The following is a 19,278-nucleotide window of genomic DNA, read 5'->3' on the forward strand; positions in this document are numbered from 1 at the left end:
CGGCTCAGGCGAGCTGCTCGAGCAGCGCGCCGGCGAGCCCCGGCGGCGCGACGAGCACGCCCGCCGCCGACGGGCCGACCGGCTCCAGCGGCCGGACCTCGAGCCCGGCGCGCTCGCAGATCAGTGCGCCGGCGGCGAGGTCCCACGGGTTGAGCCCGTGCTCGTAGTAGGCGTCCAGGCGCCCGCAGGCCGTCCACGCGAGGTCGATCGCGGCGGCGCCGAAGCGCCGCACGTCGCGGACGTGCGGCAGCAGGCGGGCGACGACCTCGGCCTGGGCACGGCGCACGTCCGCGTCGTAGCCGAATCCCGTGCCGACCAGCGCGGTCGCGATGTCGGTACGCGTGGAGGCCGAGACCGGCGCGCCGTCCAGCGTCGCCGTGCCGTCGCGCTCGGCGGAGAAGAGCTCGTCGCGCACCGGGTCGTAGACGACGCCGGCGAGCGGGCCGGAGGCGTCCTCGCACGCGATGCTGACCGCCCATTGCGGGATGCCGAAGAGGAAGTTGATCGTGCCGTCGAGCGGGTCGACGATCCAGCGCACGCCGCTGGTGCCGCCGGTGTCGCCGCCCTCCTCGCCGAGGATCCCGTCGCCCGGCCGCGCGCGGAGGATCCGCTCGCGGATCAGCCGCTCGGCGGAGTGATCGGCCTCGGAGACGAGATCGGTCGGCGTGCTCTTGGCCGAGACGCGCAGCTCGGGCCCCTCGAACGCGCCGCGCAGCAGCGCGCCCGCCTCGCGGGCGACGGCCTCGGCCAGCGCCCGCAGCTCGCCGACGGTCACAGCGCTGCTCCGCGAGCGCCCGCCGGCCCGGTCGGAGCCGCCGCGCCCATGGCCGGGATGTGCGTGTGCCACTCGCGGACGCCCTGCAGCTGCGCGCCGGCGGCGAGCAGGAGCGGCTCGGAGTCCGGCGGCCCGACGAGCTGCGCGCCGACCGGGAAGCCGTCGGCGGCGAAGCCGGCGGGGACGGCGAGCGCCGGCTGGCCGGTGTGGTTGAAGGCACCCGCGTAGGGAGCGAAGCGGACCATGCCGGCGAGGGTATAGGCCCCGCCGCGGCCGTCGTACTCCCGCACGGGCGGCGGGCGGCGGGTGAACATCGGCGTCAGCACGAGGTCCGCGTCCGCGAAGATCACGCTGAGCCGCAGCGCGTCGTCCACCGCCGCTCGGCCCGCGGCGGCCGCGGCGCGCTCCGGGATCGCGCGCCCGATCCGCACGATGCCCCGCGCGCGGCGCGACAGCCGCTCGGCGTGGCCCACCTCGGCGGCCTTGTCGGCGATCCCGCGCAGGAACCGCGCGAGCACGCGGTTGCCCATCGTCAGTCCCCAGTCGAGGTCGCGCTCGAAGACCGTGTGCCCCGCCTCGCGCAACGCCGCCGCCACGCGCTCGACGCCGGCGAGCTGCTCGGCGTCCGCTCGCACGCCGAGCCCGGGCGGGAGGCCGGTCGAGACCGCGATGCGCAGCGAGCGCGGCTCGGGCAGCGGCGGGAACGCGTCGGCGATCACGCGCATCAGCAGCGCGGCGTCCTCGACCGAGCGCGCGATCGGCCCGAAGACGTTCATGCCCCGGAACGCCTTCACGTCCGGCGCGGTCGGCACGCGGCCGAACTGCGGCTTGAGGCCGAACAGGCCGCAGCACGCCGCGGGGATGCGGATCGAGCCGGCGCCGTCGGACCCAAGTGCGGCGGAGACCAGGCCGGCGGCGATCGCCGTGCCCGAGCCGCCGCTCGAGCCGCCCGAGGTGCGGTGCGGGTCCCACGGGTTGCGCGTGACGCCGAACGTCGGAGACTCGGTGAACGGCGTGATCATCAGCTCCGGCACGTGCGTCTTGCCGATGATCACGGCGCCGGCCGCGCGCAGCCGGCGAACGACCTCGGCGTCGGCCTTCGCGGGCACCGCGTCGGCGTCGCACCCGAAGGCCGAGATCTCGCCCGCGACGTCGATCTCGTCCTTGATCGCGACCGGGACGCCCAGCAGCGGACGCCGGTCCCCCGCGCGGCGGCGGCCGTCGGCCTGGCCGGCCTCCGCCAGCGCCTTCTCGGCCAGCACGACGCGGAACGCGTTGAGCACCGGGTCCAGCCGCGCGATCCGCGTCAGGTAGAGCTCCGTCAGCTCGCGCGCGGACAGCTCGCCGGCGGCGATCAGGGCGGCGTGGCGCGCGGGACCGGCGAACGCGAGGTCGTCCATTCGGCGCCGCACCTTATCGGTCGCGGGCGTGAGCCGGGACGGCAGCCTCAGCCCGGATCCAGGCTTAGAGGATGCCGAGCGCCTGCAGGTCCTCGACCGGCTCGCTGAACGAGCACGAGCCGTAGGCGATGAAGAGCTCCTGCCGCGCGGCCATGATCGCGCCCGCGCCGGCGCGGCGGCCGCGGGCGGCGAAGGCCTCGTCGTCGAGCGAGAACGCGGCCGGATCCTCCTCGGCGAGCAGCTGCACGAGATCGCGCTCGTCGAGGTCGTAGGCGAAGGCGAACACCGCCGCCGCCAGCAGGTTGAGGAAGCCATGCTGCTCGGGCGTGCGGAGCGGGTGGTGCAGGCCGGCGGTCGCCTTGAACGCCTTGCCCGCGTCGCGGCAGGCGATCACGAACGCCGCGACCTCCTCGGCCGACGGGAATGTCTCGCCGCCGCAGCGGATCTTGGCGTCGCCCTCCGGGAGCGGATCGCCCGGGCGGATCTCGGTGAACACGCGCACGCCGTCCGGCGCCTGGATCGGCGTACGCGCCTCGACGAACTCGACGGCCGCGGGAAGCGGCGGCAGCGGATTCACGTCCGCCACCACGCTCAGTCGCGGCACGAACCCGGCGGGCAGCTCGTCCAGCCGCGAGGCGGGGACGATGAAGCGGTCGAGCATCCAGGCGAAGCGCCCCGCACGCGCCTCACGATCCGCCGCGACCGCGTCCGGCATCGAGAGCGACGCCGGCGGGAACAGCGCCGCGTGGTCGACGAGGCGCCCGAGCGCGGCACGCCTCGCACTCACACGACGCCTCCCGGGAGAACCGCCCCCTGGGCGGTTGCTCCGTGCAACGCGAGCCCCGAGCGGAGCGGTGACGAGGCCTCCGGCCGAGGCAGGTGCGAGTCCTCGCAGATCACGCGGGCGGGATCGCGTTGCGCTTCGCCGGCCACTCGCGCCGCTTGGACGCGTAGCGGGCGAGCCGCCTGATCAGCTCGGCACGCAGGTCCTCCGGCTGCACGATGCCGTCGATCACGAGCTCGGACGCGAGGTGGAGCAGGTCGACGCCCTCGGCGTACTCACGCTTGAGCTCCTCGCGCCTGGCCTCGCGCGCCTCGGGATCCTCGATCGCCTGCAGCTGGTTGTAGAAGACCGCGTTGACCGCCGCGCTCGGGCCCATCACCGCGATCTTGGCCGTCGGCATGGCGAGCGTCACGTCGGGATCGAACGCCGGGCCGGCCATCGCGTACAGGCCCGCGCCGTAGGCCTTGCGCACGATCACGCACAGCTTGGGCACCGTCGCCTCGCTGACCGCCGAGATCATCTTCGCGCCGTGGCGGATGATGCCCTGGCGCTCGACCTGCGTGCCGATCATGAAGCCGGGGACGTCGCTGAGGAAGACGAGCGGGATCGAGTACGCGTTGCAGGTCCAGATGAAGCGCGCGGCCTTGTCGGCCGAGTCCACGAACAGCACGCCGCCCTTGAACTTCGGCTGGTTGGCCACGACGCCCACGACGCGCCCGTCCAGCCGCGCGTACCCGACGATGACCTCCTTGGCCCAGCGCTTGTGCACCTCGAGGAACGAGCCGGCGTCGAACACGGCGTCGATCAGCTCGTGCATGTTCCACGGCTTGTTCTCGTCGGCCGGGATCGCGGGGAGCGGGGCGGTCGGCTCCACCGGCGGCGCGACCGGCGGCTCCTCGTCGCAGGAGGTCGGGAAGTAGCCGAGATAGCGCTTCGCGAGGTCGATGCCCTCCTCGTCGGTCTTGACGAGGAAGTGCCCGCAGCCGGAGACGCCGGTGTGCATCTTCGCGCCGCCCATCTCCTCCAGCGAGACCTTCTCGCCGATCACGGCCTCCGCCATGCGCGGCGAGCCGAGGTACATCGACGCGTTGCCGTCGCGCATGATCACCACGTCGCAGAACGCGGGGATGTAGGCGCCGCCGGCCGCGCTGGGGCCGAACAGCACGCAGACCTGGGGGACGGCGCCCGACAGGCGCACCTCGTTGAAGAAGATCCGGCCCGCGTGGCGGCGTCCCGGGAACATCTGCACCTGGTCGGTGATGCGCGCGCCGGCGGAGTCGACGAGGTAGACCATCGGCACCCGGTGCGAGAGCGCCGCCTCCTGGATGCGCAGGATCTTCTCGACCGTCTTGGGCCCCCAGGAGCCGGCCTTGACCGTCGGGTCGTTGGCCATCAGCGCGACCGTGCGCCCTCCGATCGTCCCCATGCCGGTGACGACGCCGTCGGCGCCGAGGCCGTCGGCCTCCCAGTTGGCCAGCAGCGCGTCCTCCACGAACGAACCCTCGTCGAGCAGCCGGGCGACGCGCTCGCGCACCGGCAGCTTGCCCTGGTCGATCGCCTTGGCCCGGTGGCGTTCCGGCCCTCCGAGGTAGGCGCGATCGAAGGCCTCCTTGACGTGCTGGGAGTCGCTCATAGGCCCTCGAGGTTATTCCTCGTGCACGCGCACGACGATCTCGTCGCCGTCCGCGCGCGCGGCAAGCGGCGCCTCGCCGGCGCGGTAGGCGCGCGGCTCGGGCGGGAGCGGCCGGCGCGGCCGCAGCCCGGCGCCGAGCGCGACGACGCCGACGGCCAGCAGCGTGAGCGGCCACCAGTACAGCGTCGGCTGCGGGCCGGCGGCGACGGCGGCGATGAACAACCCCGTGTTGAGCACGCCCAGATACGCGGGCCCGGGCGCGCGGTCCAGCGCGCCGTAGGCGATCAGCCCGAAGCCCGCGGCGAGCAGGACGAGCTCCCAGAAGCCGGGAAGCCGGCCGGGCAGCGCGGCGCCGAGCGAGAGGAACGTCACGAGGCTCGCCAGCAGCCCGGCAAGGCCCATCACGGCGATTGCGAGCCCGGCCGCGCTGATCAGCTGCTGCGCATGTCGCGGGGCGGGCTCGCGCAGCGCCAGCGAGGCGAGCACGCACGCGAGCGCGAGCACCAGCAGCAGCCAGCGATAGGGGGTCTGCGAGGAGGCGTGGAAGACGAACCGCCACAGCGACAACAGCGCGATGCCGCCGAAGATCGCCGCCAGGAGCAGGCAGATCGCGCTGTTGCGCTCGAGCGCCGGCCACAGCGCGAGGCCGACCGCGAGCAGCGACGTCCACACGAGCGCACCCGCCGGGAACGGCCCGAAGTCGGCGCCGAGCACGTCGGCGGCGGTCAGCAGCCCCGCGTAGAGCAGCAGCAGCCCGGTCACCAGCAGCACGGACTGGTACCCCGGCGGGCGGCCCTCCTCGTTGGGCGCCTGCGCGCCGAGCCAGTAGATCAGCGCGCCCGGCAACAGCAGGATCAGCATGTGGACGCCGGTGCCGAGGCTGCCCGAGAGCCGCAGCTCCTCGAGCGCGATGCCGACCCCGAGCACGACCGCGCCCGCCGCGATCAGCGGCCCGCGGTGCGGCGGCGGGCGCAGGAGTTCTCGCACGCCCGCCAGGTTCACCCGGCTCACGATAGAGATCGGGGTGCCGCTCCGACGTTTAGGCTCGGCGGTCGTGTCAGACCTTGTCATCGCCGAGGACCGCGGCGCGGTCCGCCACGTGATCCTCAACCGCCCGCAGAAGCGCAACGCGTTCGACGCGGCGCTCGTGCAGGCCACCGGCGCCGCCCTGCGCGACGCCGCCGACGACCCCGCCGTGCGCGTCGTCGTCCTCCGCGGCGCCGGGAAGGTGTTCTCCGCCGGCATGGACATCTCCGCCCTCGCCGCGCTGGCCGGCGGACCCGAGCGCCTGCGCTCGTTCCGGCGGGAGTGCCTGGCCGCCTGGAACCTCGCCGAGGAGATGACCAAGCCGGTGATCGCGCAGGTTCACGGCGTGTGCCTCGGCGGCGCGCTCGAGCTCGCGCTGGCGTGCGACATGCGCGTGCTCTCCGAGGACGCGTTCGTCGGGCTGCCGGAGACGCGGCTCGGGCTGGTGCCCGACGTCGGCGGCTCCTCGCGGCTGCCGCAGGTCGTCGGCCTCGGCCGGGCCAAGGAGCTGATCATGACCGGGCGCGTGATCGGCGCGGCCGACGCCGAGCGGATCGGCTTGGCCAACCGGATCGCGGCGCCGGACGCGCTCGACGCCGCGACCCAGGAGCTCGCCGACGAGCTGTTGGCGTGCGCGCCGATCGCGGTCGGCCTCGCCAAGCGGCTGATGGACGCGTCCGCTCGCCCCGCGCTGTCCACGACGCTCGAGCTCGAGGCCGCCGCGCAGGAGCAGTGCGCGCGCTCTGAGGACGTGCGCGAGGGCGTCCAGGCCGCCGCGGAGCGCCGCGCGCCGGTCTTCAGAGGTCGCTAGTCGCGGGTTGGTCGAGCAGCGCCCGCACGGCGCGCAGGAGCGAGTCGTGGTCGAACGGCTTCTCCAGGAACGCGCTGCCGAGCGGCAGCTTCCCGCGTCCGCGCACCGTCTCGGCGGTGTAGCCGGAGATGAACAACGTCCGCAGGCCGGGCCGCAGCGTCTTCAGCCGCTGCGCGAGGTCCGGGCCCGACATCTCTGGCATGATCACGTCGCTGACGAGCGCGTCGACATGCCGGCCTGAGGCCGCGAGCTCGAGCGCGTCGCGCGGGGCGGCGGTCGAGAGCACCTCATAGCCCTCGCCCCTCAGGATCACCTCGATCAGCATGCGCACGCCGTCCTCGTCCTCGCAGACGAGGATCGTCTCGCTGCCTCCGAGCCGCGCGGCGCCGTTCTCCTCGGCCGGCGCGGGCGTCTCGCCCGCGGTGCCGACGGCCGGCAGGTAGACGCGGAACGTGCTGCCCAGGCCTGGCTCGGAGTAGATCGTCACGCGGCCGCCCGACTGGGTCACGATGCCGTGCACGGTCGCCAGCCCGAGCCCGGTGCCCTGCCCCGTCTCCTTGATCGTGAAGAACGGCTCGAACGCGCGCTCGACCACGTCGCGGCTCATGCCGACGCCGGTGTCGGTGACCGCGAGGCAGACCTCGCCGCCGCCGCTGGTCTCGAACGTGAGCGTCCCGCCCGCCGGCATCGCGTCGCGGGCGTTGATCGCGAGGTTGATGATCACCTGCTCGAGCTGGGGGCGGTCGGCGCGCACGCTCGGCAGCGCGTCCGCGGCGAGCACCGCGACGGCGACGTCGTCGCCGATCAGCCGGTCGAGCATCGGCAGCAGCCCTGTCACGACCTCGTTGACGTCGAGGATCACCGGCTCGAGCACCTGCTGGCGCGAGAACGCGAGCAGCTGGCGCGTGAGCTGGGTCGCGCGCTCGGTCGCGCGCGCGACCTCGTTGAGCTCCTGCGCTCCGGGGCCCGCCCCGATGCGGCGCTCGGCGAGCCGCCCGTAGCCGCTGATGACGGTCAGCAGGTTGTTGAAGTCGTGCGCGATCCCGCCCGCGAGCTGGCCGACCGCCTCCATCTTCTGCGCCTGGCGCAGCTGCGCCTCGAGCCGGCGCCGCTCGGTCACGTCGCGCAGGACGAACAGATGCAGACCCGGCCGGAACTCGGCCGTCCCGCGGATGTCGAGCACGCGGTGCTCGCCGCCGTGCGAGCCCTCCCACGTCCCCTCGACCCGGCCGCGGGCGAGGAAGATGGCGAAGTCGCGCCCGGCGCGCTCGGCGCCGACGAAGTCGTCCATGCGGCGGCCGATCAGCTCGCCGGTGGACAGCCCGTAGAGCCGGCTCGCGGCGGCGTTGGCGGCGACGAAGCGGCGGTCGCCGTCGACGACGACGATCGCGTCCATCGCCGCGTCGAGGACGGCGGCCAGCTCGGTGCGCACGCGCGCGTGGCGCAGCGCGATGGCGATCTGGGCGGCGACCTCGTGGGTCGCCTCGCGCACGTCGTCGCGTTCGATCGGCTGCGGGAAGCCGAGGCTCAGCGCGCCGACGAGCTCGCCCTCGGCGCGCAGCGGGACCGCGAGGTACGCGCCGCCGCCGCCGGTCGTCTCGTAGACCTCGTCCGCCCCCTCGCGGAGGCGGTCGAGCCCGCGCAGCGCATGCTCGTCGCCGCCGCCGACGACGAACGAGATGCCGCCCGCGGCCTGGCGGTCGAGCACCACGACCTGCGCGTGCGTCGCGCCGACCAGCACGCGCAGCCGCGTCAGCGCGGCGCCCGCGACCTCCTCCGGCGTCTCGGCGTCGAGGATCGCGCGGTCGATCGCATGCAGCGTCGCCAGCCGCTCGGTCTGGCGCGCCAGCTCGGCCTCGCGGGTCTCGACCGCCTCCCCCAGCCGTGAGAAACCGCGCTCGAGCCGGCCCAGCTCGTGGCCGTCGCCGTTGCCGCCGACGCGCGCGGCAAGCCGGCGGATCGGGCGGGTGACGTTGCCCGCCGCGAGATAGGCGGCGCCCAGCGCCGCCAGCGCCGCCAGGGCGGCGAAGCCCAGATCGCGCCACAGCGCGTCGCGCGCCGCGCCGTAGACGCCGGCGCCCGGCAGCCCGTACGCCACGGCCGAGTCGCTGCGCCCGATCGCGTGCACGCCCCAGACGCGCTCGACGCCGTCCGGGCCGGACGCGGTGAAGACGCCGGAGCGGCGGGTGAGCGCGGCGCGCGCGTCCGCGTTCAGCCGCGGCCCGGCGCCGGAGGCGCCGGTCCGCACGCTCGGATGCGTCCCGGCGAAGACGACGAGCGAGGCGCCCTGGGGCAGCGCCGTGAGCCTGAACAGGAGGTCCAGCCGCTGCTGCGTCGGCGCCCCGTAGTCGCCGGTCTCCGCGAGCAGCGAGGCGAACAGCTCGGCGCGGTTGGTGGCGCGCGCCTGGGCCTGGCCGCGGTCGGCGCGGTAGCGGTCGACGGCCGAGTAGGCGACGAGGCAGAGCAGCGGCAGCGTCGCCAGCACCGCGGCCAGGAGGAAGCGCGTTCGCACCGACAGTCCGACCAAGACCGACACCGCCGCGGGATCTTATTGCTACCGAAGGCTGCTTCGCTTGCCCTTCTTCGCAGCGAACAGCCTCGCCTTCGCAAAGTAGGCTCCGCCGCCCCGCACGGTGACGGCCTTCTTGCTTCTCTTCACGGCTACGCTCACCTTGCCCTTGCCGACCTGCGTGAGCGTGCCGTCGCAGCGGTCCGTCGTGACGAACGTGGCGCTCGTGGCGGTCGCCGTGGCGGCGCCGCCGAGCGCGCGCAGCACACCCTTCGCGGTCACTCCCAGACTGCGGACGACGCCCTTGGCGCTGCGCGAGGCGGTGCACGCCGTCGCGGCGCCGGGCGGCGTCACGAGCCCGATGTCGGTCGAGATCCGCGCGGACCTGGCCGCCTTCTTCTTCAGCTTCGCCTGCTTGATCGCGAAGATGCCGGCGCGGATGCGCGACTGCGTCCTGCGCGCCTTGCGGTCGGCCGGCGCGTACCCGTTGGCCGCCGAGGACATCGCCAGCTCGCCCTTGCGGGCGTCGACGGTCGAGCCGACCGGCAGCGAGGCGATGCCCTTGAGCGGCATGAACCCGGTCTCCTGGAACGGCGCGCGCATGCCCCGCAAGCCGAGCGGCGTCTTGGCCGGCAGCTTGACGAAGACCTCGCCGGAGATGAGCTGCACGACCGCATTGACGCCCGCGACCGGCGGCGCGTCGCCGGCCGGCAGCAGCTCGCACGCGTTGCCGACGCCGTCACGGTCGGCGTCGGCCTGGTCGCTGTTGGCCTTCTCGGGGCAGTTGTCGGAGGCGTCCGGGACGCCGTCGGCGTCGCGGTCAGGAGGCGGGACCACCGTCCACGTGAGCTGCGCCGGCGTGCGGTCGGTCGCGCCGTACGCGTCGGTCGCGCGGACGTTGAGCCGGTGCGCGCCCGGCGCGAGGCCGGTCAGCGTGAGCGGGTTCGGGCACGGTGTCGCCGAGGGCGCGTCGTCGAGCCGGCAGGAGTACCCGGTGGCGGCGACGTTGGAGGCGAAGGAGAACGTCGCGCCCGTGTCGGGGGTGGAGGTCGCGGGGCCGGAGAGGATCGCGGTGTCGGGCTGGAACGTGGGCGAGAACGCGACATCGTCGATGTCGCCGCCGGTGAAGTAGACCTGCATGATCGACGCGTCGTTGGCCTCCAGCGGCACGGGCGTCCACGTCGTCGTGGCCGGGACCGTGACCGGCTGCTGACACGCCGTGCCGCCGTCGCAGGGCGTGAGCGTGATGTCTTCCGGTCCGCGCACCCACAGCTCGACGATCGCCTGCGGCACCTGGAAGACGATGCTCCCGTTGCACGCCCGAAGATACGCCCCGCCGTCGTGGCCGCCCGAGGTAACGGTCGTCATGCAATCGGAGCTGACCGTCGTGACGCCCGCGCTCGTCTGCCCGTTCTCGAACGTGATCGTCGCCGGCGCCGGTTCCAGCTGCGCCCGCGCCGGCGCTGCGGCCGCCAGGGCGGCGAGCAGCGCGAGCGCGTGCGCGCGGATCATCGGGTCGCCCGCTTGGCGGCGAACAGCCGCGCCTTGACCGTGTACGAGCGGCCCGACCTCACGGTCACGGTCCGCGGCTTCGACGAGGTCGCCGTCGCCGCCGCGGCGACCGTCACGCGGCCCTTGCCGACCTCGGTGCGGGTGCCGTCGCAGCGGTCCTGGGTGATCCACGTGGCCTCACGCGCCGTGCTCGTCGCCGCGGCGCCGACGATCCGGAACAGCCCCTTGTGGGTGCTCGCCGCGAGCGTCCGGACGAGCGAGCGTCCGCGGCCCTTGATCGGCCCGCTGGACGGCGTGCGCAGGCAGCCCGACTCCGCGCCCGGGGCGCTCGTGAGGATCAGGTCGGTCGGCACGCGCGCGGTCGACCCGAGCGCGGCGCGCGCCTGTCGGATCCGGAAGATGCCCGCGGCGAGCGTCACGCGCTGGCGCGCTCCGCCGTCGCCGATCCGGCGCCCGTCGACCGTCGAGTCGAGCGCGACGCGCCCCTTGCGCGCGTCGACCAGCGTGCCGGTGGGCAGCGCCGCGATGCCCTTGAGCGGCACGTAGCCGGAGATCGGCGCGGTCTGCGCGAGCCGCCGCGAGGAGGAGGCGTCCGCCGGCAGCTTCACGAACACGTCGCCGCTCAGCGCGGTCACGACGACGCGCGAGCCGGTGACCGGCGCGAGCGTCCCCGGCTCGGCGACCTCGCAGGCGTCGCCGACGCCGTCCTTGTCGGAGTCCGCCTGGCCGGCGTTGGCGGCCGCCGGGCAGTTGTCGAGCGCATCCGCGACGCCGTCGCGATCGCCGTCGGGCGCCGGCACGATCGACGGCGGCGGATGGAGGTCGATCGCCCAGCTGTAGGCGGCCGGCGAGGGATCGTACGTGCCGTAGCGATCGCGCGCGGCGACGGTGAAGGTGTGCGAGCCCTCGGCCAGCCCCGAGGCCGAGAACGGCGGCCGGCACGCCTGCGCGGGAGCGCCGTCGAGCGAGCACGCGTAGCCCGTCTCGCTCTGGTTGGCCGTGAAGGCGAACGCCGCGTCGGTCGACCGGCTGACCGTCGCAGGGCCGGCGGTGATCTCGGTGTCGGGCTGCGGGTGCGCGCCGAACGTGATGTCGTCGATGATCAGCTCGGAGCCGAACGGGTTGCCGGCGGTCACGGTGACCGAGCGGATCGCCGGCATGTTGAGCCGCGTGCCGAGCACGACGGGCACGCCGAACGCGCTCGAGGCGTTCGGGATCACGACCCGCTCGATCGGATCGCCCTCGCCCGGCTCGCCGGGCCACGACTCGGCGGTGATCGTGTCGACCCGCGCCTCGGACTCGGGATCGAACGCGGTCAGCGCGGCCGCGAACATCGACACGCTCGTCTGCGGCTGGTCGAACTCCAGCCACAGCGTCCCGCCGCTGCAGACGTCGAGCCCCTGCGGGCTGTCGTGGCCGGTGCGCGTGACGACGCCGCAGCCGTCGGCGAGCGCGAAGGACCCGAAATTGGGCGGGATGACGCGCAGGTGCGCGCCCGAGGCCGGGTACAGCTCCTCGGCGGCGGTGGCCGGCGAGGGCGCCTCGAAGTCGAGCACCGCGGGGCCGGGATCGATCGCCTGCGCGGGCGCGGCGAGCGCCAGCGTCGCGAGCGCGACGGCACCGAGCGCGAGCTTCACGAGCAGCGCTGGAGACGGCTCGCGGAACCGACCTTCAGGCAGCGGTCGAGGCGGGCGCCGAGCCCGCCGACCTTGACGGGCCACTTGAAGTACGCGCCGGTGGCCCCGAACTTGTACGTGCCGGCGCCGGTGCGGCCCAGCGTCACCCGGACCTCGACGCTCGTGCCCGAGCGCGCCGCCCGGCCGACGAGCTTGGTCAGCTTGACGGTGCCGGCGCGCTTGGCCTTGACGGTCTGCGACGCCCCGCCGGCCCGGGCCGTCACCTTCGCGCCCTTGGGCACCTTGCTCACGACCAGCCGGTTGATGCGGATGCCGTCGCCGGTGTTGTCGTAGCCGATGCTGGGCTTGACGTCGTCGTCGAGGCTCGGCGGGCAGCCTCCGAAGCGCTCGATGCCCGGCGTCGACACGCACTTGTCCTGGGCGTCGAGGATCGTGTCCCCGTCGGTGTCGGGGTAGTAGTCGAGGCCGAAGCTCAGCGGGCCGCCGGCGCCGCCGGCGCCGCCGACCTGGAACGTGTAGGCCTTGCCCTTCTGCACGTCGAGGATCAGGTCCTCCGCCGTCCCCGGCGTATTCACGCACTTGACGAGCTTGGTGATGCGCGAGTTCCGCGGGTTCCACTCGTACACCGCGACGGTCGAGTCGAACGCCGCGCTCGTCTTGACCTCGATGCCGCCGGCGCTCGGCGGGCGCAGGTCGTACCAGACCGTCTTGCCGATCGGCGCGCCGTTGCAGCTCGTGCTCTCCGGCCCGTAACCGCCGAGCGCCTCGCCGCTCGGGCTCGGATCGAAGAGGTCGGCCTGGGTCGTCGCCTCCGTCGTGTCGACCTGGTCGGTGTACTCGGCCTTGTCGATCGTCCAGGAGGCGAGGTAGTTGTCGTTGGGAGGCGGCGCGGCCGACGCCGACGCGGGCACGGAGGCGAGCGCGCCGCCCGTCAGCAGCGCGGCGCCCAGAAGGCGAAGTCGAGGCATGTGGTCGCGGACTCGAACACAATCAGGGCCGCAAGGCAAGCGCCGCAGCGGCGCTGTCGCGCGTCACCACGCGTGTCCGACGAGCACCGGCTCGGGGTGCAGGTCCACGCCGAACGCGCCGCGCACGGCTCCCGCGATCTCGCGCGCCAGCGCCATCAGCTCGGCGGTGGTCGCGCCGCCCCGGTTGACGAGCGCGAGCGTGTGCTTGGACGAGATTCCGGCGCGCCCGTCGCCGTGTCCGCGCTCGAACCCGGAGCGCTGGATCAGCCACGCCGCCGATGTCTTGATGCGGCCATCCGGCTCCGGGAAGGCGGGCGGGTCGCCCGGGATCGCGGCGAACGCCTCCGGCGTGAGGATCGGGTTCGTGAAGAACGATCCGGCGCTGACCGAGTCGGGGTCGGCCGGATCGATCACCATGCCCTTGCCGCGGCGCAGGGCGAGCACGGCCTCGCGGACGTCGGCCAGCGGCGCGCTGCCGCCGACCGGGACGCCCAGCCCACGGCACAGGTCGGCGTAGCGCAATGGGCCGGAGACGGGCGAGTCCCGCAGGCGGAACGCGACCGCGAGCACGACGCGGCGGTCGTGGTACTTGAAGACGCTGTGGCGGTAGTCGAACCCGCACGCGGCCGCCGGCATCGTCTCGACCCGCCCGGTCTCGCGATCGAAGACGCGGACCCACGCGATCGTCTCCGAGACGTCCTGGCCGTACGCCCCGACGTTCTGGATCGGCGTCGCGCCGGTCGAGCCGGGGATCCCGGAGAGGCACTCGATCCCCTGCTCGCCGTGCTCGACGCAGCGCGCGACGAACCCGTCCCACGGCTCGCCCGCCTGCACGACGAGCAGGTCGCCATCGCGCTCGACGCCGCGCGTCAGGACGTGGAGCACGGTGCCGCGCACGCCCTCGTCGGCGATCACGACGTTGGACCCGCCGGCGAGCACCAGCGCCGGGTCCTCACGCATCGCGGCGACGAGCTCTTCCTCGGTGTGCGCTTCGACGATCCGGTCAGCGGGGCCGCCGAGCCGCAGCGTGGTCAGCGGGGCGAGTCGTTCCACTCGACCGGTCCGGCCGTCAGCAGGTGCGACCCGAGCGGGCGCCCGAGCACCTCCTGCACCGCGCGCGCCGCCTCGAGCAGCGCGTCCAGCGAGATCCCCGTCCCGACGCCCATCTCGTGCAGCATCGAGACGAGGTCCTCGGTCGCGATGTTGCCCGTCGCGCCGGCGGGCACCGGGCAGCCGCCCAGCTCGCCGAAGCTCGACTCGAACGAGCGCACGCCGGCGTCGAGCGCGGCCAGCACGTTCGCCAGGCCCTGGCCGCGCGTGTTGTGGAAGTGCGCGGTCAGCTCGACGTCCTCGCCGAGCGCGTCGCGCGCGGCCGGGAAGTAGGACCGCACCTGCGCCGGGTTCGCCATCCCCGTGGTGTCGCCGAAGCCGATCTCCTCGGCGCCCGCGTCGCGCAGGCGGCGCGCGATCGCGAACACGCGCTCGGGCGGGACGTGGCCCTCGTACGGGCAGCCGAAGGCGACCGAGATCACGCCCTCGCAACGCAGCCCCTCCTCGCGCGCGCGGCCCAGGACGCGCTCGAGCCCGCTCAGGCTCTCCTCGATCGAGCGGTTGACGTTCTTGCGGTTGTGCGTCTCGGAGGCGGAGAGGAAGACGTTGATCTCCTGGAAGCGGTCGCGCAGCCGGAGCGCGTTCTCGAGCCCGCGCTCGTTCGGGATCAGGACGCTGATCGCGACGTCGCCGGGGACGTCGATCCTGCGCAGCACCTCGGCGCCGTCGGCGAGCTGGGGGATCACGTCGGCGCGCACGAAGCTCGTCGCCTCGATGCGCTTCAGGCCCGACGCCGCGAGCAGCCCGATCAGCCGCAGCTTCTCGTCGGTGGGGACGACCTCGGGCTCGTTCTGGAAGCCGTCGCGCGGCCCCACCTCGCGGACGTTCACGCGAATGAGAGGCCCCCGGAGACGTTGACGGTCTGGCCGGTCACGTAGGACGCGTCGGGCCCGGCGAGGAACGCGATCGTCGCCGCGACCTCGTCCGGCGTGCCGGCGCGCTTGAGCTGCGTCGCGTCGATCATGCCCTGCTTCAGCCGCGCGCCGATCTCCCCCAGCTGCTCCTCGGCGGAGTTCAGCAGCGGCGTCTCGATCGGGCCGGGCGCGACCGCGTTCACGCGCACGCCGAAGCGCGCCGACTCGCGCGCGATAGCCCGCGTGAAGCCGATCACGCCCGCCTTGGCGGCGGAGTAGATCGCCGAGCCCTGGGATCCGACCCGGCCGGCCTCGGAGGCGACGTTGACGATCGAGCCGCGGCCGCTGCGCTGCATCGTGGGCAGCACCGCGTGCGTGACGGCGATCGTCCCGCGCAGGTTGACGCCGAGCACGAAGTCCCAGGTCTCCTCGTCGGTGTTGACGAAGAACGCGAAGCGGTCGGTGCCGGCGTTGTTGACGAGGATGTCGGGCGGGCCGAACTCCACCGACGCCGCGGCGACGCCCATCCGGACCGACATGTGGTCGGCGACGTCCATCTCGACCGCGACGCCGCCGATCTCGCCCGCGACCTCGCGCGCGCCCTCGAGGTCGATGTCGGCGACCGCGACGCGGGCGCCCTCGGCGGCGAGCCGGCGCACCGTGGCGGCGCCGATGCCGGACGCCCCGCCGGTGACGAGCGCGATCGATCCGTCCAGACGCATATGCGCGATGACGATATAGGGTCTCCGGCTCGTGGCTTCCGTGGTCCTGCTCGCAGGCGGCACCGGAGGGGCGAAGCTGGCTCGCGGCATGCTCGACGAGCTGGGCTCCGACCTCGTGGTGATCGCCAACACCGGTGACGACATCGAGATCTACGGCGCGCACGTGTGCCCCGATCCCGACCTCGTCACGTTCTGGCTGGCGGATTCGATCGACGAGCGCGGCTGGGGGCTCGCCGGCGACACGTTCGCCGCGATGGACCAGCTGCGCGCGCTGGGCGAGCCGATCTGGTTCAACCTCGGCGACCGCGACCTCGCGATCGGCCTGCACCGCGCGCGCCGGCTCGAGGACGGCGCGCGGCTGACCGAGGCGCTCGACGACCTCCGGCGCGCGTTCGGCGTCCCGGCGCGGATCCTGGCCCCGTCGGACGACGAGCTGCGCACCTGGGTGCGGGCGGCCGGAGAGTGGCGGCCGTTCCAGGACTTCATGATCCGCCGGCGCGGCGGCGGGCCGATCGAGGACGTCGAGTTCCGCGGTGCGGCGACGGCGCGGCCGGCGCCCGAGGCGGTCGAGGCGATCCGGGGCGCGCGGGCGATCGTGATCGGGCCGTCGAACCCGGTGCTGTCGATCGACCCGATCCTGGCCGTGCTGGGCGACGAGCTGCGCGAGGCGTCCGCGCCGGTCGTCGCGGTGTCGCCGCTGGTGCGCGGCGAGGTGCTCAAGGGCCCCACCGCCGAGTGCCTGAGGTGGGCGGGGCGCTCGCAGGACTCCGACGGGATCGCAGCGCACTACGACGGCCTGATCGACGGGCTCGTGGCCGACCGGCGCGCGTCCCACGTGCCCACGCTCGAGACCGACGTCGAGCTCTCGGCGCCCGAAGCGCGACGCCGGATCGCGCGCGCGACGGTCGAGTTCGCCGATGCACTAGCTTGAGACGGGTCTTGCGCACCGCCGCCGTTCTGCCGGTCAAGTCGTTCGGGATCGCCAAGTCGCGCCTCGGGAGCGCGTTCCCGCACCGCCCCACGCTCGCCGAGGCGATGGTCGGCGACGTGCTTGCAGCGCTCGGACAGGTGCCGGGACTGGACGACGTGATCGTCGTGACGGCCGAGCCGGCCGCCGCCCGCGCAGCGGACGCCGCCGGCGCGCACGTCGTGCACGATCCGGAGGAGGCGGGCCAGTCGGCGGCCGCCTCGCGCGGGATCGACGCGGCGGTCGAGCGCGGCGCCGGGCGGGCGCTGCTCGTCCCCGGCGACTGCCCGGCGCTGAACCCCGCGGAGGTCATGCAGCTGCTCGCGCGCACGGCTGCGGTCGTGATCGTGCCCGACCGCCACGGCACCGGGACCAACGCGCTGCTGCTGACGCCGCCGTCGGCGATCGCGCCGGCGTTCGGGACCGGCTCGTTCGCCCGCCACAGCGCCCTCGCGGGCGGACGGGCGGAGGTCTGCGAGGTCCCTTCGCTCAGGCTCGACGTCGACACGCCGGACGACCTTCAGGCGCTGCGCGCCGCGCTCGCCGCCCACGCCGGCGGCGCCCCGCGCACCCGCGCCCTGCTCGACGCCCACGCCTCCGCCGCCGCGTGATCGCCCTCGACGCGCTTCCCGGCATCCCGGAGGTGCGCCCGGGCGATGACCTCGCGGCCATCCTCGCGCGCGCCGGCGACGCGATCGGAGGCTTCGAGGCGACCGACGTCGTCGCGATCGCGCACAAGGTCGTCTCCAAGGCCGAGGGGAGGATCGTCGCGCTCGCCGACGTCTCCCCCGGTACCCGCGCCCGCGCGCTGGCCGCCGACCTCGGCAAGGATCCGCGCCAGGTCGAGGTCGTGCTGTCGGAGGCCACGCAGATCGTGCGCGCCGACGGCGGCCGGCTCATCTGCCGCACGCATCACGGGTTCGTCTGCGCGAACGCCGGCGTCGACGCGTCCAATGCGACCGACCCGGAGACGCTGATCCTCCTCCCGCTCGATCCGGACGCCTCCGCACGGGCGCTGCGCGCCATGCTTCCGGGCCGTCCGGCGATCGTGATCACCGACTCCTTCGGCCGCGCCTGGCGCACCGGACAGTGCGAGATCGCGATCGGGGTCGCCGGCCTGCGGCCGCTCGACGACTGGCGCGGGCTGCCCGACACCGCCGGCCGCGAGATGCGCGCCACCGTGATCGCGACCGCCGACGAGGCGGCGGCCGCCGCCGACCTCGCGCGTGCCAAGGACTCACGCGAGCCCGCGGTCCGCCTGCGCGGCCTCGGCCGTCACGTGACCGGCGGCGACGGCCCGGGCGTCGCCCCGCTGATCCGGGCGCTCGAGGACGACCTCTTCCGCTGAATCCGGCGTCACAGCGCCGCGCCCTCGCGGCACTTGTAGTGCGATGCAGGATGCCGAGGCGTTCGCCGCCCTCTACGACCGCGAGTCCCGCGGCGTGCTCGTGTTCATCGCGCGCCGCACGCTCGACGCCGCCCCGCCTCGCCGTTCCCGAACTTCAGATGACGCGCACGGGCGTCCCGATCGAGACGAAGTCGTAGACGACCTTCGCCTCGGGCATCGGCAGCCGGGCGCAGCCGTGGGAGGCCGGCCGCGACGGCACGTCGCCGTAGCCGTGCAGCGCCCAGCCGGCGTTCCAGTAGGCGGCGTACGGCAGCCACGCCTTGTACGGCACCGACCAGGAGCGCTGCTCCTTGCGGTAGACCTTCCAGGACCCGGGCGGGGTCCCGAGGTCCGGGGCGTCGCCGCCGATCCCCGTGGAGGTGTGGATCGCACGGACCACGGTCGCGCCGTCGATCAGCAGCACGACGCCGCGCCGGCGGTAGATCTCGATGTGGCGGCCGGGCGCGCCCGACAGCGGGACGGGCTTGGCCGCGGAGCCGAGCCGCTTGGCCGTCTGCGGACCGACGACGCCGTCGCGCGTCAGGCCCTCCCACGCCTGGAACGCGACCACGGCCTGCTGCGTGCGGTAGTCGAACGCGCCGGTGACGGCCTCGGGCGGCAGATAGCCGAGCGTGGCGAGCGTCGTCTGGACCGCGCGCGGATCGGCCGGCGCGGGCGTCTTGACCTTCGGCGTCTGCGGCGTCGTGAAGCGCGTGCGCTCGAAGTCCTCGCGCGACAGCGTTCGCGCCGTCTGGCCGGGCACGTGCACGTTGACGCTGTCGAGCCCGGTCAGCGCCGAGATCGTGTAGACGACCTGCGCGAGCCGCGCGCCGTAGACCTCGCGGAACTGGTCATCGCTGTTCGGCAGCGCCTTCGCGGAGCCGAACGTGCCGCTGAAGTCGAGGATCGCAAGCCGCTGCGACGCGTCGATGCGCGCGGAGGCGAGCTTGGATCCCTCCGGGATCGCGCTGCCGTATCCGGCGCGCGCCTCGGCTTTCGTAGGCCCGTCGAGCAACTGCTGGACGGTCGCGGTGACGACGCCCGCGCCGTTGGGCACGTCGCGCTCGACGGGCGAGAGCTGCTCGCCCTTGGTGAAGTAGATCTTGACGGTCGCGGCCTGTGCCGCCGGCGGAGCGGCGAGCAGCAGGATGAGCGCGATCAGGAGTTTCCGAGCCATAAGGGC

At 74.3% G+C, this 19,278-nt stretch carries 17 protein-coding genes; 4 read left to right on the plus strand and 13 right to left on the minus strand.

The window, feature by feature from the left end; all coding sequences use genetic code 11:
- Nucleotides 1-4: 4 nt before the first annotated feature.
- From H958_RS0129695 to H958_RS0129715, 5 genes are all read right to left on the minus strand, one after another.
- Nucleotides 5-775, minus strand: coding sequence for an inositol monophosphatase family protein (locus H958_RS0129695; protein ID WP_051325144.1), 771 nt, complete (start codon nucleotides 773-775; stop codon nucleotides 5-7).
- On the minus strand, nucleotides 772-2,175 hold the full coding sequence (locus H958_RS41265; protein ID WP_051324984.1) for an amidase: 1,404 nt from the start codon (nucleotides 2,173-2,175) through the stop codon (nucleotides 772-774). The genes H958_RS0129695 and H958_RS41265 overlap by 4 nt, the downstream gene beginning before the upstream one ends.
- Nucleotides 2,176-2,239: 64 nt before the next feature.
- Nucleotides 2,240-2,962 carry a hypothetical protein gene (locus H958_RS0129705; protein WP_028061326.1) on the minus strand — a complete coding sequence of 241 codons (723 nt, stop codon included), beginning with the start codon at nucleotides 2,960-2,962 and terminating at the stop codon, nucleotides 2,240-2,242.
- 109 nt (nucleotides 2,963-3,071) lie between these two features.
- Nucleotides 3,072-4,592 carry an acyl-CoA carboxylase subunit beta gene (locus H958_RS0129710; protein WP_028061327.1) on the minus strand — a complete coding sequence of 507 codons (1,521 nt, stop codon included), beginning with the start codon at nucleotides 4,590-4,592 and terminating at the stop codon, nucleotides 3,072-3,074.
- 12 nt (nucleotides 4,593-4,604) lie between these two features.
- A complete protein-coding gene (locus H958_RS0129715; RefSeq protein WP_196807630.1) occupies nucleotides 4,605-5,603 on the minus strand; it encodes a hypothetical protein in 999 nt (332 codons plus the stop codon).
- 43 nt (nucleotides 5,604-5,646) lie between these two features.
- On the opposite strand from H958_RS0129715, the gene H958_RS0129720 reads away from it, so the two are divergent.
- Entirely contained in the window at nucleotides 5,647-6,429 is a 783-nt protein-coding gene (locus tag H958_RS0129720; RefSeq protein WP_028061329.1) for an enoyl-CoA hydratase/isomerase family protein, read from the plus strand.
- Here H958_RS0129720 and H958_RS44355 read toward each other — a convergent pair.
- From H958_RS44355 to H958_RS0129755, 7 genes are all read right to left on the minus strand, one after another.
- Complete coding sequence (locus H958_RS44355) at nucleotides 6,416-8,965, minus strand: hybrid sensor histidine kinase/response regulator (RefSeq protein WP_051324985.1); 2,550 nt, start codon at nucleotides 8,963-8,965, stop codon at nucleotides 6,416-6,418. The two genes, H958_RS0129720 and H958_RS44355, sit on opposite strands and share 14 nt — an antisense overlap.
- An 18-nt stretch (nucleotides 8,966-8,983) precedes the next feature.
- A complete protein-coding gene (locus H958_RS44360) occupies nucleotides 8,984-10,450 on the minus strand; it encodes a thrombospondin type 3 repeat-containing protein (RefSeq protein WP_051324986.1) in 1,467 nt (488 codons plus the stop codon).
- On the minus strand, nucleotides 10,447-12,087 hold the full coding sequence (locus tag H958_RS47935) for a thrombospondin type 3 repeat-containing protein (RefSeq protein WP_028061330.1): 1,641 nt from the start codon (nucleotides 12,085-12,087) through the stop codon (nucleotides 10,447-10,449). Before H958_RS47935 ends, H958_RS44360 begins: the two co-directional genes overlap by 4 nt.
- Complete coding sequence (locus H958_RS0129740) at nucleotides 12,084-13,055, minus strand: hypothetical protein (protein WP_028061331.1); 972 nt, start codon at nucleotides 13,053-13,055, stop codon at nucleotides 12,084-12,086. The genes H958_RS47935 and H958_RS0129740 overlap by 4 nt, the downstream gene beginning before the upstream one ends.
- Nucleotides 13,056-13,118: 63 nt before the next feature.
- Complete coding sequence (locus H958_RS0129745; protein WP_028061332.1) at nucleotides 13,119-14,108, minus strand: UDP-N-acetylmuramate dehydrogenase; 990 nt, start codon at nucleotides 14,106-14,108, stop codon at nucleotides 13,119-13,121.
- The gene (locus H958_RS0129750) at nucleotides 14,087-15,001 is read right to left on the minus strand and encodes a hydroxymethylglutaryl-CoA lyase (protein ID WP_028061761.1); all 915 of its coding nucleotides are present in this window, start codon (nucleotides 14,999-15,001) and stop codon (nucleotides 14,087-14,089) included. The genes H958_RS0129745 and H958_RS0129750 overlap by 22 nt, the downstream gene beginning before the upstream one ends.
- Complete coding sequence (locus H958_RS0129755) at nucleotides 14,992-15,741, minus strand: SDR family NAD(P)-dependent oxidoreductase (RefSeq protein WP_028061333.1); 750 nt, start codon at nucleotides 15,739-15,741, stop codon at nucleotides 14,992-14,994. The genes H958_RS0129750 and H958_RS0129755 overlap by 10 nt, the downstream gene beginning before the upstream one ends.
- A 31-nt stretch (nucleotides 15,742-15,772) precedes the next feature.
- On the opposite strand from H958_RS0129755, the gene H958_RS0129760 reads away from it, so the two are divergent.
- The 3 genes from H958_RS0129760 to cofE are packed head-to-tail and all read left to right on the plus strand — an operon-like array spanning nucleotide 15,773 to nucleotide 18,056.
- Nucleotides 15,773-16,672 (plus strand): 2-phospho-L-lactate transferase CofD family protein, encoded by a 900-nt coding sequence (locus H958_RS0129760; RefSeq protein ID WP_028061334.1) that lies wholly within the window; start codon nucleotides 15,773-15,775, stop codon nucleotides 16,670-16,672.
- A gap of 8 nt (nucleotides 16,673-16,680) precedes the next feature.
- Nucleotides 16,681-17,319, plus strand: a complete 639-nt coding sequence (cofC, locus tag H958_RS41280) for a 2-phospho-L-lactate guanylyltransferase (protein WP_037412061.1) — start codon at nucleotides 16,681-16,683, stop codon at nucleotides 17,317-17,319.
- Nucleotides 17,316-18,056: a coenzyme F420-0:L-glutamate ligase gene (cofE, locus tag H958_RS0129770; RefSeq protein WP_028061335.1), complete on the plus strand. Its 741-nt coding sequence runs from the start codon at nucleotides 17,316-17,318 to the stop codon at nucleotides 18,054-18,056. The genes cofC and cofE overlap by 4 nt, the downstream gene beginning before the upstream one ends.
- Nucleotides 18,057-18,210: 154 nt before the next feature.
- Here cofE and H958_RS44365 read toward each other — a convergent pair whose 3' ends face one another.
- The gene (locus tag H958_RS44365; RefSeq protein ID WP_051324987.1) at nucleotides 18,211-19,272 is read right to left on the minus strand and encodes a peptidoglycan-binding protein; all 1,062 of its coding nucleotides are present in this window, start codon (nucleotides 19,270-19,272) and stop codon (nucleotides 18,211-18,213) included.
- Nucleotides 19,273-19,278 lie beyond the last annotated feature (6 nt).

The organism is Candidatus Solirubrobacter pratensis (genome assembly GCF_000425945.1).
In the GTDB taxonomy this organism is placed as follows: domain Bacteria; phylum Actinomycetota; class Thermoleophilia; order Solirubrobacterales; family Solirubrobacteraceae; genus Solirubrobacter; species Solirubrobacter pratensis.